Annotated in this window: 16 protein-coding genes; 8 read left to right on the top strand and 8 right to left on the bottom strand. The window is 65.2% G+C overall.

Features of this window, described 5'->3' with window-relative positions:
- The first annotated feature begins 52 nt into the window (after window positions 1–52).
- From L338_RS13105 to L338_RS16700, 6 genes are all read left to right on the top strand, one after another.
- Window positions 53–970, top strand: coding sequence for a glycine--tRNA ligase subunit alpha (locus tag L338_RS13105; protein WP_022698848.1), 918 nt, complete (start codon window positions 53–55; stop codon window positions 968–970).
- Window positions 967–1,413 carry an endonuclease domain-containing protein gene (locus L338_RS13100; RefSeq protein ID WP_051122791.1) on the top strand — a complete coding sequence of 149 codons (447 nt, stop codon included), beginning with the start codon at window positions 967–969 and terminating at the stop codon, window positions 1,411–1,413. The genes L338_RS13105 and L338_RS13100 overlap by 4 nt, the downstream gene beginning before the upstream one ends.
- Complete coding sequence (locus L338_RS13095) at window positions 1,410–1,784, top strand: cupin domain-containing protein (protein WP_027068542.1); 375 nt, start codon at window positions 1,410–1,412, stop codon at window positions 1,782–1,784. The genes L338_RS13100 and L338_RS13095 overlap by 4 nt, the downstream gene beginning before the upstream one ends.
- On the top strand, window positions 1,784–3,871 hold the full coding sequence (gene glyS, locus L338_RS13090; RefSeq protein ID WP_022698847.1) for a glycine--tRNA ligase subunit beta: 2,088 nt from the start codon (window positions 1,784–1,786) through the stop codon (window positions 3,869–3,871). Before L338_RS13095 ends, glyS begins: the two co-directional genes overlap by 1 nt.
- A 14-nt stretch (window positions 3,872–3,885) precedes the next feature.
- A complete protein-coding gene (gene ppdK / locus L338_RS13085; RefSeq protein ID WP_022698846.1) occupies window positions 3,886–6,564 on the top strand; it encodes a pyruvate, phosphate dikinase in 2,679 nt (892 codons plus the stop codon).
- A gap of 330 nt (window positions 6,565–6,894) precedes the next feature.
- Window positions 6,895–7,683 carry a cell wall hydrolase gene (locus L338_RS16700; RefSeq protein WP_022698845.1) on the top strand — a complete coding sequence of 263 codons (789 nt, stop codon included), beginning with the start codon at window positions 6,895–6,897 and terminating at the stop codon, window positions 7,681–7,683.
- A gap of 72 nt (window positions 7,684–7,755) precedes the next feature.
- Here the strand turns inward: L338_RS16700 and nadC are convergent, their stop codons facing one another.
- The 7 genes from nadC to L338_RS13045 all read right to left on the bottom strand — a co-directional run bounded on the left by nadC (window position 7,756) and on the right by L338_RS13045 (window position 13,954).
- Window positions 7,756–8,598: a carboxylating nicotinate-nucleotide diphosphorylase gene (gene nadC / locus L338_RS13075; protein ID WP_022698844.1), complete on the bottom strand. Its 843-nt coding sequence runs from the start codon at window positions 8,596–8,598 to the stop codon at window positions 7,756–7,758.
- Window positions 8,599–8,610: 12 nt separating this feature from the next.
- Window positions 8,611–10,125 (bottom strand): L-aspartate oxidase, encoded by a 1,515-nt coding sequence (locus L338_RS13070; protein ID WP_027068541.1) that lies wholly within the window; start codon window positions 10,123–10,125, stop codon window positions 8,611–8,613.
- 29 nt (window positions 10,126–10,154) lie between these two features.
- The gene (gene nadA, locus L338_RS13065; protein WP_022698842.1) at window positions 10,155–11,270 is read right to left on the bottom strand and encodes a quinolinate synthase NadA; all 1,116 of its coding nucleotides are present in this window, start codon (window positions 11,268–11,270) and stop codon (window positions 10,155–10,157) included.
- 160 nt (window positions 11,271–11,430) lie between these two features.
- Window positions 11,431–11,796: a DUF488 domain-containing protein gene (locus L338_RS13060; protein ID WP_022698841.1), complete on the bottom strand. Its 366-nt coding sequence runs from the start codon at window positions 11,794–11,796 to the stop codon at window positions 11,431–11,433.
- A 10-nt stretch (window positions 11,797–11,806) separates the two neighbouring features.
- Window positions 11,807–12,787 carry an NUDIX hydrolase gene (locus tag L338_RS13055; RefSeq protein WP_022698840.1) on the bottom strand — a complete coding sequence of 327 codons (981 nt, stop codon included), beginning with the start codon at window positions 12,785–12,787 and terminating at the stop codon, window positions 11,807–11,809.
- A complete protein-coding gene (locus L338_RS13050; RefSeq protein WP_022698839.1) occupies window positions 12,784–13,296 on the bottom strand; it encodes a tyrosine phosphatase family protein in 513 nt (170 codons plus the stop codon). Before L338_RS13050 ends, L338_RS13055 begins: the two co-directional genes overlap by 4 nt.
- 10 nt (window positions 13,297–13,306) lie before the next feature.
- Entirely contained in the window at window positions 13,307–13,954 is a 648-nt protein-coding gene (locus tag L338_RS13045; RefSeq protein ID WP_022698838.1) for a YfbR-like 5'-deoxynucleotidase, read from the bottom strand.
- A gap of 136 nt (window positions 13,955–14,090) precedes the next feature.
- Here L338_RS13045 and L338_RS13040 point away from each other — a divergent pair, with 136 nt between their 5' ends.
- Both L338_RS13040 and L338_RS13035 read left to right on the top strand, forming a co-directional pair.
- Window positions 14,091–14,909 carry a universal stress protein gene (locus L338_RS13040; RefSeq protein WP_022698837.1) on the top strand — a complete coding sequence of 273 codons (819 nt, stop codon included), beginning with the start codon at window positions 14,091–14,093 and terminating at the stop codon, window positions 14,907–14,909.
- Window positions 14,910–14,921: 12 nt separating this feature from the next.
- The gene (locus tag L338_RS13035) at window positions 14,922–15,305 is read left to right on the top strand and encodes a hypothetical protein (RefSeq protein ID WP_022698836.1); all 384 of its coding nucleotides are present in this window, start codon (window positions 14,922–14,924) and stop codon (window positions 15,303–15,305) included.
- A 4-nt stretch (window positions 15,306–15,309) separates the two neighbouring features.
- Here the strand turns inward: L338_RS13035 and L338_RS13030 are convergent, their stop codons facing one another.
- On the bottom strand, window positions 15,310–16,425 hold the full coding sequence (locus L338_RS13030) for a beta-ketoacyl-ACP synthase III (protein ID WP_022698835.1): 1,116 nt from the start codon (window positions 16,423–16,425) through the stop codon (window positions 15,310–15,312).
- Window positions 16,426–16,627: the final 202 nt, after the last annotated feature.

The raw sequence follows: 16,627 nt of genomic DNA, 5'->3' as shown, positions 1-16,627 counted from the left end.
GGGTGCGCGCGACTTTTCAAAGAACGTCCCCAGCGAGATATCCGGCCCCTAAATGAGCCAGCGCAACGGCGGTAACGCGCCTTCGTTCCAGGACCTGATCTTCCGTCTCCAGACCTACTGGTCGGAGCGCGGCTGCGCCATTCTCCAGCCCTACGACGTGGAGGTCGGCGCCGGCACGCTGCACCCGGCGACCACGCTGATGAGCCTCGGGCCGAAACCGTGGAAGGCCGCCTATGTGCAGCCCTCGCGCCGCCCGGCGGACGGCCGCTATGGCGAGAACCCGAACCGGTTGCAGAAATACTACCAGTTCCAGGTCATCCTGAAGCCCAACCCGGAAAACCTGCAGGAGCTGTATCTCGGCAGTCTCGACGCCATCGGCATCGACCGCGCCCTGCATGACGTGCGCTTCGTCGAGGATGACTGGGAAAACCCGACTGTCGGGGCCTGGGGCCTTGGCTGGGAAGTCTGGTGCGACGGCATGGAAGTCAGCCAGTACACCTATTTCCAGCAGGTCGGCGGGCTGGACGTGGACCTGGTCTCCGGCGAGTTGACCTACGGGCTGGAGCGTCTGGCGATGTACGTGCAGGGCGTCGATAACGTCTATGACCTGCGCTACAACGATGACGGCGTCACCTATGGCGACATCTTCCTGCCCCAAGAGCGCCAGTTCTCCGAATTCAATTTCGAGCACGCCAATGTCGAGGCCCTGAAGCGGCATTTCGAGGACGCGGAGGCGCAATCGGCCCTGCTTCTGGAAAAGAACCTGCCGCTGCCGGCCTTCGACTACGCCCTCAAGGCCTCCCACTTCTTCAATTTGCTGGACGCCCGCGGCGTCGTCTCCGCCACCGAACGCCCCACCTATATCGCACGCGTCCGCGACCTCGCCAAAGGCTGCGCGGAAGGGTGGGTAAAATTGGCTTCCCCTTCCCCTCGTGGGAAGGGGACCGAGGGGAAGGGGGCGCACGCATGAGCACGCCCAGATCGCAGGAAAATCGCCAGACTTCATTCGGCCTGACTAATGCCCGCGCCAAACGGCTGCGCGCGGACATGCCCGCGACGGAAAAGAAATTCTGGAATGAGCTACGCGCCATGCAGGGCGTCGAAGGCAAGTTTCGCCGGCAAGCGCCGATTGGTCCGTACGCCGTCGATTTCGTCCATCATGGAGCCAAGCTGGCCATCGAACTGGATGGGCCGCATCATGAAAGCGATGAGGCTCGCGCCTTCGATCGTAAGAAGGACGACTGGCTGAAGGCGGAAGGCTTTACTGTCCTGCGCTTCGACAATTCGGAAGTCTGGGATGAGACGGACCGGGTGCTTGAACAAGTCAGGTGCGCGATTGGCGGAGACGCCCCCTCACCCCTGACCCCTCTCCCACGAGGGGAGAGGGGAAGCGAAGGGGGAGCCATTTCATGACCCTCCCGCGCGTCATCAATCTGGAAAAGAGCTTCGCGACGTTCGACGAGGCGTGGCAGCCGCGGATCGCCGGGCAGGTGAATGACCAGCACGTGAAGCTGACCAAGCTGCGCGGCGGGTTCGACTGGCATGCGCACGCGCGGGAAGACGAGATGTTCCTCGTCACCAGGGGCGTGCTGCGCATGGAATTCCGCGACGGCGAGAAAACTATCAGCGAGGGCGAATTCATCATCGTCCCGCGCGGGGTGGAGCACCGGCCCGTAACCGTGACCGACGAAGTGCATGTCCTGCTGATCGAGCGGGACTCGGTGGTGAACACCGGCGACGGCCCGCCCACCGAGCGCACCTATAAACCGACGAGACTGGCCTGATGCCGCAGCTTCTCCTTGAACTCTTTTCCGAGGAAATCCCCGCGCGCATGCAGGGCCAGGCCGCGCGCGACCTGACGCGCCTGATGACCGAGGCGCTGGAAAAGGCCGGCGTGAAGCCCGCCGCCGTGCAGAGCTTTGCCGGGCCCCGCCGCCTGACGCTGGTCATCGACGACCTGCCCGGGGCGACCCCGGACGTACGCGAGGAGCGCAAGGGCCCGCGCGTCGGCGCGCCGGACAAGGCCGTGGAGGGCTTCCTGCGCAGTGCCGGGCTGGAGAGCCTGGACAGTTGCGAAACGCGCGAGGACAAGAAGGGCGATTTCTACGTCGCCATCATCGAAAAGCCGGGCCGCAAGCTGCCGGACGTCATCGCGGAGATCGCGCCGGAAATCTGCCGGTCCTTTCCGTGGCCGAAATCCATGCGCTGGGGCGGCCGGTCGGAGCGCTGGGTCCGCCCGCTGCGCCGCATTCTCTGCCTGTTCGATGGCGCGGTCGTGCCTTTCGAATTTGCCGGAGTGAAGAGCGGCAATGTCACCGAGGGCCACCGCGTCCACGGGCCGGGCCCGTTCGAGGTTTCGGACTTCGCCAGCTACCGCAAGACGCTGGAGACGGACGGCCATGTCCTGCTGGACGCCGCCGACCGCGAGGCGCGCATCGCCGAAGGGGTCGCGGCGATCTGCAAGGAGGCCGGGCTGGACTGGGTGGAGGATTCCGCCCTGTTGGCCGAGAACGCCGGCCTCGCCGAATGGCCGAACCCGATCCTGGGCACGTTCGGCGAGAAATTCCTCGACCTGCCGGATGAAGCAATCCGCCTCACCATGGGCAAGAACCAGAAATATTTCGCGGTCGCCGACCCGAAGACGGGCCAACTCGCCCCGCGCTTCATCGCCGTGGCGGACCTGAACCCTTCCGATGGCGGCGGCGCCTCCATAAAGGGGTATGAGCGCGTCCTCACCGCCCGCCTGGAAGACGCCCGCTTCTTCTGGGAGGAAGACCTCAAACGCCCGCTGGATCAGCGCGTCGACGACCTCGAAAACGTCGTCTTCCATCGCAAGCTCGGCAGCGTGAAGGACAAGGCCGAGCGTGTCGCCGCGCTGGCGAAAGAACTCGCGCCCGTTGTCGGCGCCGACCCGGATCAGGCCGAACGCGCCGCGATGCTCGCCAAGGCCGACCTTACCACCCAGATGGTCATCGAATTTACCGACCTTCAGGGCGTGATGGGCTGGTATTACGCCAGGAAATTCAACGAGCCGGACGCCGTCGCCAACGCCATCCGGGAGCATTACAAGCCGCAAGGCCCCTCCGACGAAGTCCCGACAGAGCCGGTCTCGGTCGCCGTCGCTCTGGCCGACAAGCTGGATACGCTGGTTAGTTTCTGGGCAATTGATGAAAAGCCGACGGGGTCGAAGGATCCTTATGCGTTAAGGCGGGCGGCGCTGGGCGTCATCCGTTTGGTTCTGGAGAACGGATGTCGTCTTTACCTCAATTCATTAGTACAGGGACTTTTAGGTAGAAACAGGTATACAGGGGACGCCTTTCCCTATGAGTGGTTAGAGCCAACAAAAGCCGATCTTCTAGCTTTCTTCGCCGACCGCCTGAAAGTCGCGCTCCGCGAACAAGGTATCCGCCATGACCTGATCGACGCCGTCTTCGCGCTCGGCGAGGACGACCTTGTCGCCATCGTCAAGCGTGTCGAGGCGCTGCAATCCTTCCTGGCGACCGAGGACGGGGAGAATCTGCTGGCCGGTTACACGCGGGCGGCCAATATCCTCAAAGCCGAAGAGAAGAAGGGGTTTGAGGGCGCGGGCGCGCCGGACGGGTCGAACCTGCCTGAACCGCAGGAAAAGGCCTTGTATGATGCGCTGCAACACGCCAAACCGTCCGCCGAGGCGGCCATCGAAGCGGAAGACTTCGAGGGCGCCATGGCGGCTATCGCCCCGCTGCGGGCGCGCATCGACGATTTCTTCGATGCGGTCACGGTGAACGCCGAGGACGAGGGACTGCGCCGCAACCGCCTGCTCCTGCTGGGGCAGATTCGCGAATCCCTTCGCGCGGTGGCGGATTTCGACCGGATTGAATCGCGAGCTTAAGGAAAGTCAGCTTTATGTCAGGCTCCAAGCGGAAGTGGATTTATGCGTTCGGCGGCGGCTCGGCCGATGGCGATTCCTCGCTGAAGAATCTTCTGGGCGGCAAGGGCGCGAACCTGGCCGAGATGGCCTCGCTGGGCCTGCCCGTCCCGCCCGGCTTCACCCTGACCACCGAAGTCTGCACCGCCTATTACGACAATGACCGCACCTATCCGGACGGCCTGACGGCGGAGATCGACTCCGCCCTGGCCGAGCTGGAGGAAAAGGCCGGCAAGAAATTCGGCGACCCGTCCAACCCGCTTCTGGTCTCTGTCCGCTCCGGCGCCCGCGCCTCCATGCCGGGCATGATGGATACGGTCCTCAATCTCGGCCTGAACGACGAGACGGCGGAGGGTCTGGCGATACTTTCCGGCGATCGCCGCTTTGCCTTCGATTCCTATCGCCGCTTCATCCAGATGTATTCCGACGTGGTGCTGGGCGTCTCCCATTCCGTGTTCGAGGAGATCCTGGACGACTACAAGGCGGAGAACGACTTCAACCTGGACACAGAGCTTTCCGCCGATGACTGGGAAGTGATCGTCGCCGCCTACAAGAAGGCCGTGGCGGAAAACCACGACCGCCCGTTCCCCACCGATCCGCGCGAACAGCTGAACGGCGCGATGGACGCGGTCTTCGGCTCATGGATGAACGAGCGCGCGAACACCTATCGCCGCCTGCACGACATCCCGCACAGCTGGGGCACGGCGGTGAACGTTCAGGCCATGGTGTTCGGCAATATGGGCGAGAAGTCCGCCACCGGCGTCGCCTTCACCCGCAACCCGTCCACCGGTGAAAACCGCGTCTATGGCGAGTTCCTGATCAACGCACAGGGCGAGGACGTGGTGGCCGGCATCCGCACGCCGCAGAATCTTACGAAGAAGACGCGCGAGGAAATGGGCGACGACATGCCCTCCATGGAGGAGGCCATGCCGGAGGTCTATGCGGATCTGGACAAGATTTTCACCCGGCTGGAAACCCATTACCGGGACATGCAGGACATCGAGTTCACGGTGGAGCAGGGCAATCTCTATCTCCTCCAGACCCGCAACGGGAAGCGCACCGCCCGCGCCGCCCTTCGCATCGCGGTCGATATGGCCGCTGATGGCCTGATTACCGAGGACGAAGCGGTGCTGCGCGTCGAGCCGGCCTCGCTGGATCAGCTGTTGCACCCGACGCTGGACCCCGAGGGCGAGCGCGACCTGCTGGTCAAGGGCCTGCCGGCCTCGCCCGGCGCGGCCTGGGGCAAGGTGGTGTTCACCGCCGATGACGCCCGCGACATGGCGCAGGCCGGCGAGAAGGTCATCCTGGTCCGCACAGAAACCTCGCCCGAGGATATTCACGGCATGCACGCGGCGGAGGCTATCGTCACCTCTCGCGGCGGCATGACCAGCCACGCCGCCGTGGTGGCGCGCGGCATGGGCACGCCGTGCGTCTGCGGCGCCGGCGACATGCGGATCGAGGAAGCCCAGGGCCGCTTCACCGTAGCGGGCCGCAAGGTGCAGCGCGGCGAGATCATCACCGTCGACGGCGCCACCGGTCAGGTCTTCATGGGGCAGGCGAAAATGGTCCAGCCCGAACTGTCGGGCGATTTCGCCAGGCTGATGGAGTGGGCCGACCGCGCGCGCAAGCTGAAGGTCCGCACCAATGCGGAGACTCCGCATGACGTGCAGACTGCCAAGGATTTCGGCGCGGAGGGCATTGGCCTGTGCCGCACTGAGCACATGTTCTTCGATGCCGACCGCATCGCCGCGGTGCGCGAGATGATCCTGGCCGACGACGTTGAAGGCCGCGAAAAGGCGCTGGCCAAGATCCAGCCTTACCAGACGGACGATTTCGTCGAGATTTTCCGCATCATGGAGGACCGGCCCTGCACGATCCGCCTGCTGGACCCGCCGCTGCACGAATTCCTGCCGCATACGGAGGAGGACGTTCAGGCCGTCGCCGAGGCCACGGGCCTGCCGGCCGACCAGCTGATGAAGCGCGCCGCCGACCTGCATGAGACCAATCCCATGCTGGGCCATCGCGGTTGCCGCCTGGGCGTGACCTTCCCCGAAATCTACGAGATGCAGGCCCGCGCGATTTTCGAAGCGCAGGCCGCCGTCGAAAAGGAAACCGGCGTCCAGCCTCTGGTCGAGGTGATGATCCCGCTGGTCTCCATCGCGCCGGAGCTGAAATTCCTGAAACAGCGCGTGGACGCCGTGGCGAAGGAAGTGACCGGCAAGACGGGCGTCGCGCCGAAATACATGCTGGGCACGATGATCGAGCTGCCGCGCGCCGCGCTGACCGCCGATGAAGTGGCCGAGCACGCGGAATTCTTCTCCTTCGGCACCAACGACCTGACCCAGACCACCTATGGCCTGTCGCGCGACGATTCCGGCAAGTTCCTGAACGACTACATCAAGAACAATATCTACGAGAAGGATCCCTTCGTCAGTCTGGACCAGACCGGCGTCGGCGCCCTGATCGAGATCGCCGTGGAGCGCGGCCGCAAGACGCGCGGGGACATCAAGCTGGGCATTTGCGGCGAGCATGGCGGCGACCCGGCCTCGATTCGATTCTGCTCGAAAACGGGCCTGGATTATGTGTCCTGTTCGCCATACCGCGTGCCAATCGCGCGGCTGGCGGCGGCCCAGGCGGCGATTTCGGAAAACCAATAGCGATTTATTGCGCCCGCGAGAATCAGGCGCAAAAATCAGGCTCTGAAGCCAGGGTTCCATCGCAGGAACAGCGGTAAGGGAACTTTTTTCAGTTTGTTGCAGTGCAGCACTGAAGGCCCGCAAACCTATGGAACTAATAAAAATTTGGAGAATCGGGTAAGGTTTGGCGCTATCCTTGCGTTGATTCGTAATTTGACATGCCGGAAGGATGCCCCTACCTGCCTGCTCACGAACGGGGCCAAACCTTATTTCTGGTTTTGAGAAATAGAAGAGGGCCGCCGAGAATTGTCTGCTGCGTGATGCGCGCGGCGTCGATGCGAAAACCAAACCATGAAGCTTGAAGTTTCCAAACGTGCGCGCAAAGCGCGCGCCGCCGCTAAGTTTGCGTCCGCCGCCGCGGCGCTAGGCCTGATGGCCTTCGCGCTGCCGATGGCGCAATCCCGGCTGCAAACGCAGGAAAACAACGCGGAATGGAACCAGCGCGCCGAAACCTTCGTCGACATGTTCTCTATCGACGCCAACGCCGCGCGCGAAAACGGGTTCCGCCTCACCAGCAGTGATCGCAGTGAAAAGATCTGGCGCATGGCGCGCGCCTACACGTCCAACCAGTCGCTGGATTCTCTGGCCCGCGACCGTGACGTGATCGGCGCCTACCAGACCTTCGCGCAGGCGCATTTCGATCAGGCCGAGCGTCAGGCGAAAGAACGCAAATGCCTGGCCGACGCCGTCTATTTCGAGGCGCGGTCCGAAACCCGCCCGGGTCAGATGGCGGTCGCCGAAGTGGTCATGAACCGGGTGCGTCACCCGCTCTACCCGAACACGATCTGCGGCGTCGTCTATCAGGGCTCCTACCGCAATACGGGCTGCCAGTTCACCTTTACCTGTGACGGTTCGGTGGCGCGCAAGCCGCGCGGCGTGGCATGGCGCAACGCCAATCAGGTCGCCGCGCACGCCATGCTGGGTCTGGCGAAGCCGGCCACCAATGGCGCGACGCACTATCACACGGTCGCGATCAACCCGTACTGGGCGCCCAGCCTGGTGCAGACCGGCGTGATCGGCAGCCACAAATTCTACCGTTTCCCGGGTGCCGCTGGCCGCCTGCCGGACACGGACGCGTAATCTGACAGTTCCGCACCGCGGACTTATCGATGGAAACGGCCGGGCGTCACGCCCGGCCGTTTTCGTTTGCGGCTAGGCCTCGAAATCCAGACCCAGATCCAGCGCCGGGGCGGAATGGGTCAGCGCGCCGACGCTGATCACGTCCACGCCCCTCTCCGCGATGCCGCGCACGGTGCTCAGATTCACCCCGCCGGAGGCTTCCAGCACGGCGCGGCCCTGATTGCGCGTCACGGCCTCGGCCAGCGCCTTGTTTGAGAAATTGTCCAGCAGGATCACGTCCGGCCCGGCGTCCAGCGCAATGTCCAGCTGGTCCAGCGTATCGACCTCCACGCTGATCCGGCGCATATGGCCGCCGGCCTTGCGGGCGCGTTCAATCGCCTCGGCGATGCCGCCGGACGCCGCGATATGGTTGTCCTTGATCATCACCGCATCGCCCAGCGCAAACCGGTGGGGCGATCCCCCGCCCGCCTCCACGGCCGCCTTCTGCAGCGCCCGCAGACCGGGAAGCGTCTTGCGCGTGGGGCTGATCTTAGCGCCCGTTCCGGCGACGGCCTCGACATAGCGCGCGGTCAGGCTGGCGACGCCGCTTAAATGGGTGGCGAAGTTCAGCGCCGTGCGTTCGGCCATCAGGATGGTGCGGGCATTGCCGCTGACGGCCAGAACGTCATCGCCGCCTTCCAGCGGGTCGCCGTCCCGCTTCAACGCCTCGACCCGCAGCGAGGGCTCCACCAGGCGAAAAGACAGCAGGGCGGCGTCCAGACCGGCGGCGACGCCGGCCTCTCGCGCCCGCATCACGGCGCGCGCCGTGGCGTCCGCGTCGATACAGCTCAGGCTGGTCACATCGCCGCCGGACAGGTCTTCCTCCAGCGCGCGGCGGATAATCGGCTCCAGAACGGGATAGGGCACGGCGCTCATTGAAACTCCTGGTCAGGCGGCGCGGGCGGCGGCGTTGCGCGCCTCGGCCAGCGTCATGGCGCTGCGGCGCGCCTCGGCGTGTGTCTCGGGATGGTCGGCGCGGGCGTGCGCGCCGCGGCTCTCTTCGCGTATCAGGGCGCTGGCGGCGATCAGGCGCGCGGCGATCAAGGGGTTTGCGCCGCCGGTCCGCGCCTCCATGGCGTTCATCTCATCAAGAAGTCCGGCAAGACCGCTCGCGGTCCGCTCCACGCCTGCATGCCGCGCCATGGCTTCACGCAATTGCGCCAGATCGGCGCGCGGCAGGCGGGGCGGGGCCTCCGCCGATTGCGCGGTCCGGCTGACCGCATCGCTGTCTTTCAGCCGCTCCGCGATCCGGCGGGCGAACACGATCGCCTCCAACAGGGAATTGGAGGCCAGCCGGTTGCCGCCATGCGCGCCCGTGCAGGCCGCCTCGCCGCAGACAGACAGGCCGGGCAGGCTGGCCGCGCCCTGCGCGTCTACCCGCACCCCGCCCATGTGGTAATGCGCGGCGGGCGCGACGGGGATCAGATCCCGGCGGGGGTCGATCCCGGCGGACATGCAGGCGGAAAAGACGGTCGGGAAACGGTCGGGAAACGCCTCGCCAATCGCGTGGCGCGCGTCCAGATAGGGCTGGCGGCCGGCGGCCTTGGCGCGATGTACGGCGCGGGCGACAATATCGCGCGGGGCCAGTTCGCCCTCGGCGTGGTCGACCAGCCGCGCCCCGTCCGCATCCACCAGCAATGCGCCGTCGCCGCGCAAGGCTTCGGTCGCCAGCGGCGCCGGGTCGCGGCCGATATCCATCGCCGTGGGGTGGAATTGCACAAACTCGGCTTCCCCGATCACCGCTCCGGCGCGCGCCGCCATGGCCAGCCCGTCGCCGCGGGAGGAGGGGGGATTGGTCGTCACCGCATAAAGCCCGCCGACCCCGCCCGAGGCGATCACCACCTCGCCGGCGGTGAATTCCGTCAGCCCGTCTTCCGTGGCGGCCAGCACGCCAGCCACGCCGCCCTGCGCATCCGTTAACAGGTCCAGAGCCTTGCCCTCGGCCAGCTCGATCCAGTCGGCGGCTTTCGCCCTGGCGACCAGCACCTCCATGATGGATTTCCCGGCCAGATCGCCGGAGACCCGGGCTACGCGCGCCGCCGAATGGGCGGCCTCCCGGCTCAGCACAAATTCGCCCGCCGCGTCCCGGTCGAACGGCACGCCCAGCGAGGCAAGGTTGCGCACCAGGCCCGGCCCGTCCTCCGCAATCATTTGCGCGATGGCCGGATCCACCAGTCCCGCTCCCACGCGCACCGTGTCGGCGGCATGGGCCTGCGGCGAGTCTCCGGCCGCCAGCGCCGCGGCCACGCCGCCCTGCGCCCAAGCGCTGGCCGCGCCTTCGGACACCGGCTTGGCGGCCAGCACGACCGCTTTTCGGGGTTTCAGATTCAGCGCCAGATACAGGCCCGCCAGCCCCGCCCCGATGATCAGGACGGCGTCATCGGGCAGGCGCTGGCGGTGAATGGCCATTCTTGGATCAGCCTGTTTGAAGATCAGGCCGCGTCGCGGCTGACGACCTCGATATTTTTCTGCGGACGCTTGGTGTCGAAGTCGCGCTTTTCTTCCGGCTCGGGCAGGTCCAGCATTTTCTGGATCGCTTCCTTCGCCTTTTCGGCGACGGCCGGGTCAACTTCAACTTCGTGCTGATTGAAGCGCAGCGCGTCATAGATGTTCTGCAGCGTGATCCGCTTCATGTGTGGGCAGAGATTACAGGGCCGCACGAAATTCACGTCCGGGTTCTCCGCGGCGACATTGTCGCTCATCGAACACTCGGTGATCAGCACCACCTGATTGGGGCTTTTCTGTTTCACATAATTGGACATGGCGGAGGTTGAACCGGCGTAGTCCGCCGCGGTCAGCACGTCCGGCGGGCATTCGGGGTGCGCCAGAACGACGACGCCCGGATTGGCGGCCCGCATGGAGGCGATGTCCTCCGCCGTAAAGCGCTCATGCACTTCGCATGACCCGGCCCAGGTCAGGATCTCGACGTCCGTCTGGGCGGCGACATTCTTGGCTAGGTACTGGTCGGGGATCAGGAAGACCCGGTCCGCGCCCAGGCTCTCCACCACCTGCACGGCGTTGGAGGAGGTGCAGCAGATGTCGGATTCGGCCTTCACCTCGGCGGAGGTGTTCACATAGGTGACGATCGGCACGCCGGGGAAACGCTGACGGATGAGCTTCACGTCCTCGGCGGTGATCGAGGCGGCCAGCGAGCAGCCGGCGCGCGTATCGGGGATCAGAACGGTCTTCTCGGGGGAGAGGATTTTCGCCGTCTCGGCCATGAAATGAACGCCGGCCTGAACGATCAGATCGGAATCGGTTTCCGCCGCTTCCCGCGCCAGCGCCAGGCTGTCGCCGGTGAAGTCGCCGACGCAATTGAAGATTTCCGGCGTCATGTAGTTATGCGCCAGAATGACCGCGCCTTTCTCCTTCTTGAGCTTGTTGATCGCGTGGATCAGCGGGGCGTGCATCGGCCATTCGATCTTCGGAATGAAATCCTTCACGCGCTCATAGAGGTGATCGGTCTCGCGTTTGACTTCGTCCGTATAGGCCAGCGGGGCCTCGGCTTGGGTCTCACGGTTCGGAATGTCTGTGACGCCGCGGTCCATGGCGTTCCTCCTTGCGTCTCTAATGCTCAATGTGAGTATTAGCCGGTCGCATTTTCAGGGGTCTGGCTGTCATCCAGCCGCCCCTTTTTCTCAATCTGAGCAAAATATAGGCGCCAAGGGTGAAAAAGCAAACTTTTATGACGGACAGAGAGTCGCGGCCCTATGGGCTCTTCATGTCCTCCAGCGCGTCCTTCAGGACGACGGCGTTGTTGCGCTCTTCATTCTTTGCGGCGAACAGCAGGGTCAGGGCGCCATCGCCCGCCGCCTCCAGAAGCTCTCTCATGCGCTCCTGACAGGCTTCGGCGGTGAGGTGCTGGCGATAGGCTTTCCTGAAATGCGGCCAGGCGTCCTCGTCATGGCCGAATTCCTTGCGCATGTCGTCGGTGGGCGAGAGGTCTTTGGCCCATTCGTCCAGTTGCGCCCTGTCCTTGCTGACCCCGCGCGGCCAGAGCCGGTCGACCAGCGCCCGGTAGCCGTCGCTCTCCGCCGCGTCCTCATAGATGCGCTTGATCCGGATATCGGTCATGGCGGTCTCCTCAGGGCGTGCGCAGGCGGGGCGCGGCGACGCCCAGCGCCGGTTGCTCGCGCAGGATTTCGCGGCGGAAGCGGTAAAGCTGCGCCGGGCGGCCGCCGGTTTCTGTCTCCATCTCGCCCGTGGATTCAACCATGCCGGAGCGGTCCAGCGCGCGGCGGAAATTCTGCGCGTGCAGGCGATAGCCAAGGATGGCTTCCGCCGTGTCCTGCAATTCACGCAGGGTGAAGGTTTCGCCGACGAGTTCGAACAGGACCGGGCGGTAGGTGATCTTGGCCCGCAGGCGTGAAATCGCGGTGGCGAGGATACGGCGGTGATCCGAGGCCATCGGGCAGCCCAGCCCGGCTTTCTCCTCCGCCGTCCCCGCCGTTTCGCCGTCCCGCGCCTGGTCGAGGGAGACTTCGGGAACCAGCCCCGCCTCGTAGAGCAGTTCATAGCGGTCCAGCGCGCGCTGTCCGTTCCAGTCGCGGCCATCGAGGCCGAAAGCAATGCGGGCGCGGTCCCAGCGCGCCTGACGGCCGCCGGCGGAGCCGGACTCGTCGGCCCAGACGCGAAGGCGCGAGGCGATGGTCTCCGCAATGATGCGGGGTTCGCCCTTGCGGTGATCCTCCCAAGGGAAATAGCGGTACCAGCCCTCCCAGACGCCGCCGCGTTCATCCAGCTCGTCGGGCTGCGGGGTCAGCGCCAGATAGCCGACCGATATGACGCGCGCATCGCCGGCCCCGGCCAGCTCGGCCAGCGGCGCCTCGCGGCCCCGGTCGCCGAACGTGTAGAGCTGTTCGACATAGCCCAGCGAGAACCCTGTCTGCTCGGTCACGAAGCGGCGAAGGGCCAGCTCGAAGGTGCGGTGGCTGTCCGGCTCGAAGGAGCCGAAGGGCAGGCCGTCGGGCAGGCCGGCATTGCGGATCACCAGCGCCAGCGGCTTCTCGCCATCCACGGCCATGATAACCGCGTTCAGGCCGATGACCAGCTCGCCGCCGTTCATCGCCACGCCAGTTCGAAAGGCTCGGGCCAGGCCATCATGTCGCCCTCGCCGATGGATTTGATGGCGGCGATCATGCGCCCGTCCCGGCCCAGCATGCGGTCGGCGAACCGGATCAGGCGGCGATTGGGCCAGGCGGTGGGGGAGGCCTTGCGCAGGCGCTGCGCCAGCTCCAGCTCGTCCGCGTCCGGATTGCGGGCGCAGGCGATGATGAAGGCCGAGGCGGTGGAGCGGCTGACCCCCGCCCAGCAATGAACAAGGATCGGCGCGCTTTCGTCCCAGCGCCCGGCCAGATCGATCAGCGATTTTGCGTGGCCTTCGCCGGGCGGCGCCATTTGCGGCTGGGCGTCGCCGATGTCATGGCATTCCAGCCGCAAATGGCGGTCCGGGTGCAGGCCGTGCGGCGTGCCGATCATGGAGCCGGGGTCCAGCAGGCTGACCAGATGCGCCGGTTTCAGGCCGCGCACCTGTTCCTCGACTTCCGAAAGCGGGCAGATCCAGATCTCGCTCATACCGGCAAGACTAGAATGAGCGGGCGCGGCGGCCAATCGCCGCCTCGCTGCGGTCGCGTCTGGCGCGCAGTTCCTCGAACCGGTCCAGGAACGATTGCTGCGCCTCCATCGTGGTCTGGGGCCTCAGGGTCAGCTTCATGCCGCGCGGCGGCACGCCAAAATAGCGCCGCGCCTCGGCGTCCGAAAAACCGGCCAGCTGGGTCGCCTCGAAATAGGCGCAGACCGTGTCGGCCTTCTTGATCAGTGTTTTCAACTCCCGCGGCGGCTTGGCGGGCAGGCCGAAACGCAAATGGACGGCGGCCTCCAGCCGGGCCTCGAAATCCTTGTAGTCAAAGCCGAGCGCGGTCTTGAAGGGGGAGATCATGTCCCCGATCACGTATTCCGGCGCATCGTGCAGCAGGGCGGCGAGGCGGCCGGCGGGCGTGGTTTTCGGGTCCAGCTTAGCCACGATCCCCTCCACGATGACCGAGTGCTGGGCGACGGAGAAGGCGTGGTCGCCGATTGTCTGGCCGTTCCAGCGCGCCACCCGGGCGAGGCCGTGGGCGACGTCCTCTATCTCGATATCGAAGGGGGAGGGGTCCAGCAGGTCCAGACGGCGTCCCGAGAGCATGCGCTGCCAGGCTCTGGGCGGTTCTTTTTTGCGTGAATTGGGAGCCATCTCTCTTCCCCTAAAGCCTTTTTGCCGCGGCTTGAAGCGGGGCCAGCGGTAATCGGTCCAGTTGCATTTCTTGTTACAGTGGAGAAATAAACCGTTAGATTGAATTGAACGGGAAGAGCTGCACAGAGGGTTTTTCATGGCTGGCCGATATGTATTCGCCCCCATGGCCGGTGCGGAGTCGGATGCGGCGCTGCTGAAAAACGCCGCCACGCTGGCGCGCCAGATCGAGGCTTCGGTGGAAGCGGCGTTCGTGGAGCCGGACAATTCCGCCTATCTTGCCGGTATCAGCGTCGTGGACGGCCTGCCCAGCGCGGCGCTCTCGGCGCTGTCCGACGCGCAGGAGGAGGGGCTGAAGATTGCCCGGCAGGCCTTCAAATCGGTCTTTGGCGACGCAGATGACAGCGAGGCCCGGTTCTGCGGCGCGCTCAGCCGCAAGGAGGTTTCCGGCCTTGTCCGGCTGGCGGCGTTCACCGTGATCGATTCCGGGTCGGCGGCCGGGGCAGGGCCGTTTTCCACCCTGTTCGAGGATTTCCTTTTCACCGACGCCGCGCCGGTGGTGGTGGCGCGCGGGACGTTCAATCTCGACAATATCTCCATCGCCTGGAACGGCTCGCGCGAGGCCGCGACGGCGATGAAGTTCGCCCTGCCCCTGCTGCGCCGCGCCGACAAGGTCTGCGTGTTGCAAGCGGGCGAGGATACGGACGGCGCCGAAACCATCGCCGATCCGGTTCAGGCGCAGATGTGGCTGCAGGCGCGCGGCGTGGACGCCAGGCAGATGCGCGCCGGGGACGGCTATGTCGGCGAGGCGCTGATGAAAGCCTGCACCGACCATGATTGCGGCCTGCTGGTGGCCGGGGCCTACGGTCATTCCCGGGCGCGGCAGATGGTGTTTGGCGGCGCCACGCGCGCCTTTGTCCAGAACCAGGAGGGGCCGAGCCTGTTGCTGGCCCACTAGGGAGGTATCCTCATGGCGCTCTATCGCATCACGCTTCGCCTTTCCCGCAACCCGGACGCGGGCTTTCCGGACGGCGACGACCGCTTCGGATACGTGATGGTCGCGCCGCTGGATTCCGACGGGATGCTGGACGCCTCCAACTGGTCGGAGCAATGGCGCGACTGCACGGTGACGCGCTTCACCGATGACCGCGCGGAGCGCCGCGAGGGGCGGCTGCGCCACAAGGGCGAGCGCTGGTATTTCGACTACGATGTCAATGACGACAGCGATGACGAGCCGGTCTACAAGCTCGGCGATCACCGCCTGCGTCACGGCGATTACGTGACGATCCACGAAGCGGACGGCGACGACCTGACCTACGTGGTCAGCGAACAGCAATTACTGCCCGGGCAGTGACCCCCTAGCGCTTCTCCACGAACACCGTGCCGGCGGAATAGCCGGCGCCGAAGGAGCAGATGAGGCCCTTCTCGCCGCCCTCGAAATCCCCCGAATGGAGGTGGAAGGCGATGATGGAGCCGGCCGAGGAGGTGTTGGCGTACTGGTCCAGCACTACCGGGGCGTAGGTCTCGTCCATCTCCTTGCCCAGCACCTTGTGGGCGATCATCCGGTTCATGTTGAGATTGGCCTGATGCAGCCACATGCGCTTGAGGTCGGCGGGGGTGAGGCCGAGCGTGTCCAGCTGTTCCAGGATCATGGCCGAGACCAGCGGCACCACTTCCTTGAAGACCTTGCGCCCCTCCTGAATGAACAGCTTGTCGGCCTCGGCGGCGTGCTCGGGCGCGGCGCGGTTCAGGAAGCCGAAATTATTGCGGATATTGTTGGAGAACTGCGTCTTCAGATGGGTGCCGAGGATGCGCCAGCCCCCGTCGGCCAGTTCCTCCCGCGTCACCAGGATGGCGGTGGCGACATCGCCGAAAATGAAGTGGGAGTCGCGGTCGCGGAAATTGAGATGGCCCGAGCAGATTTCCGGGTTCACCACCAGGATGGAGCGGGCATGACCGCCGCCGATCATGTCCGCCGCGGCCTGCAGGCCGAACGTGGCGGAGGAACAGGCGACATTCATGTCGAAGCCCCAGCCCTGAACGCCCAGCGCGTCCTGAACCTCGACCGCGATGGCCGGGTAGGGGCGCTGCAGATTGGAGCAGGCGCAGATCACCGCATCGACGTCTTCGGCGGTCTTGCCTGCGCGCTTGAGCGCGTCCTTCGCGGCGTTCACGGCCATTTCGGCCAGGATGGAAATTTCGCTGTTCGGGCGCTCGGGGATGCGCGGCGCCATGATCTCCGGATCCAGGATCGGGTCTTTCGACACGACGTAGCGGGATTTAATGCCCGAGGCCTTCTCGATGAACTCGACGGAGGAGGAGGATTTGGGCTCGGCCTCTCCGGCCTCGATCGCTTCGGCGTTTTCGGCGTTCCAGCGTTCGACCCAGGCGTTATAGCTCTCGACCAGCTCTTCGTTGGAGATGGAATGGGGCGGGGTCCACAGGCCGGTGGATTCGATGACGGCAGCGCTCAAAGGGGAAGCTCCGGTAATGGCGTGATCGGTGACGTGGTGCATGGGTTTTAGCGCGGCTGGAGGAAGATCAACACCCTTTTGGTTGTGCGGCCGCCGGCGAGGCGCTTCTAAAAAGTCCCTTCTCCCCTATGGAGGGGAAAAGGTGGTCCGGAGGACCGGATGAGGGGAGGCGTTTGAGGTGTTGCGCTTTATTCTGAGATCC

The organism is Euryhalocaulis caribicus (assembly GCF_000412185.1).
Taxonomy (GTDB): domain Bacteria; phylum Pseudomonadota; class Alphaproteobacteria; order Caulobacterales; family Maricaulaceae; genus Euryhalocaulis; species Euryhalocaulis caribicus.
This window is presented reverse-complemented; position numbering and strand designations above follow the sequence as displayed.

Coding starts and splice junctions, on each gene's coding strand:
- L338_RS13060 (WP_022698841.1), bottom strand. CDS start 11,796: ATGACCGATATCCGGATCAAGCGCATCTATGAGGACGCGGCGGAGAGC.
- L338_RS13105 (WP_022698848.1), top strand. CDS start 53: ATGAGCCAGCGCAACGGCGGTAACGCGCCTTCGTTCCAGGACCTGATC.
- L338_RS13040 (WP_022698837.1), top strand. CDS start 14,091: ATGGCTGGCCGATATGTATTCGCCCCCATGGCCGGTGCGGAGTCGGAT.
- L338_RS13055 (WP_022698840.1), bottom strand. CDS start 12,787: ATGAACGGCGGCGAGCTGGTCATCGGCCTGAACGCGGTTATCATGGCC.
- nadA (WP_022698842.1), bottom strand. CDS start 11,270: ATGGACCGCGGCGTCACAGACATTCCGAACCGTGAGACCCAAGCCGAG.
- L338_RS13095 (WP_027068542.1), top strand. CDS start 1,410: ATGACCCTCCCGCGCGTCATCAATCTGGAAAAGAGCTTCGCGACGTTC.
- L338_RS13035 (WP_022698836.1), top strand. CDS start 14,922: ATGGCGCTCTATCGCATCACGCTTCGCCTTTCCCGCAACCCGGACGCG.
- L338_RS16700 (WP_022698845.1), top strand. CDS start 6,895: ATGAAGCTTGAAGTTTCCAAACGTGCGCGCAAAGCGCGCGCCGCCGCT.
- L338_RS13100 (WP_051122791.1), top strand. CDS start 967: ATGAGCACGCCCAGATCGCAGGAAAATCGCCAGACTTCATTCGGCCTG.
- ppdK (WP_022698846.1), top strand. CDS start 3,886: ATGTCAGGCTCCAAGCGGAAGTGGATTTATGCGTTCGGCGGCGGCTCG.
- L338_RS13045 (WP_022698838.1), bottom strand. CDS start 13,954: ATGGCTCCCAATTCACGCAAAAAAGAACCGCCCAGAGCCTGGCAGCGC.
- glyS (WP_022698847.1), top strand. CDS start 1,784: ATGCCGCAGCTTCTCCTTGAACTCTTTTCCGAGGAAATCCCCGCGCGC.
- nadC (WP_022698844.1), bottom strand. CDS start 8,598: ATGAGCGCCGTGCCCTATCCCGTTCTGGAGCCGATTATCCGCCGCGCG.
- L338_RS13050 (WP_022698839.1), bottom strand. CDS start 13,296: ATGAGCGAGATCTGGATCTGCCCGCTTTCGGAAGTCGAGGAACAGGTG.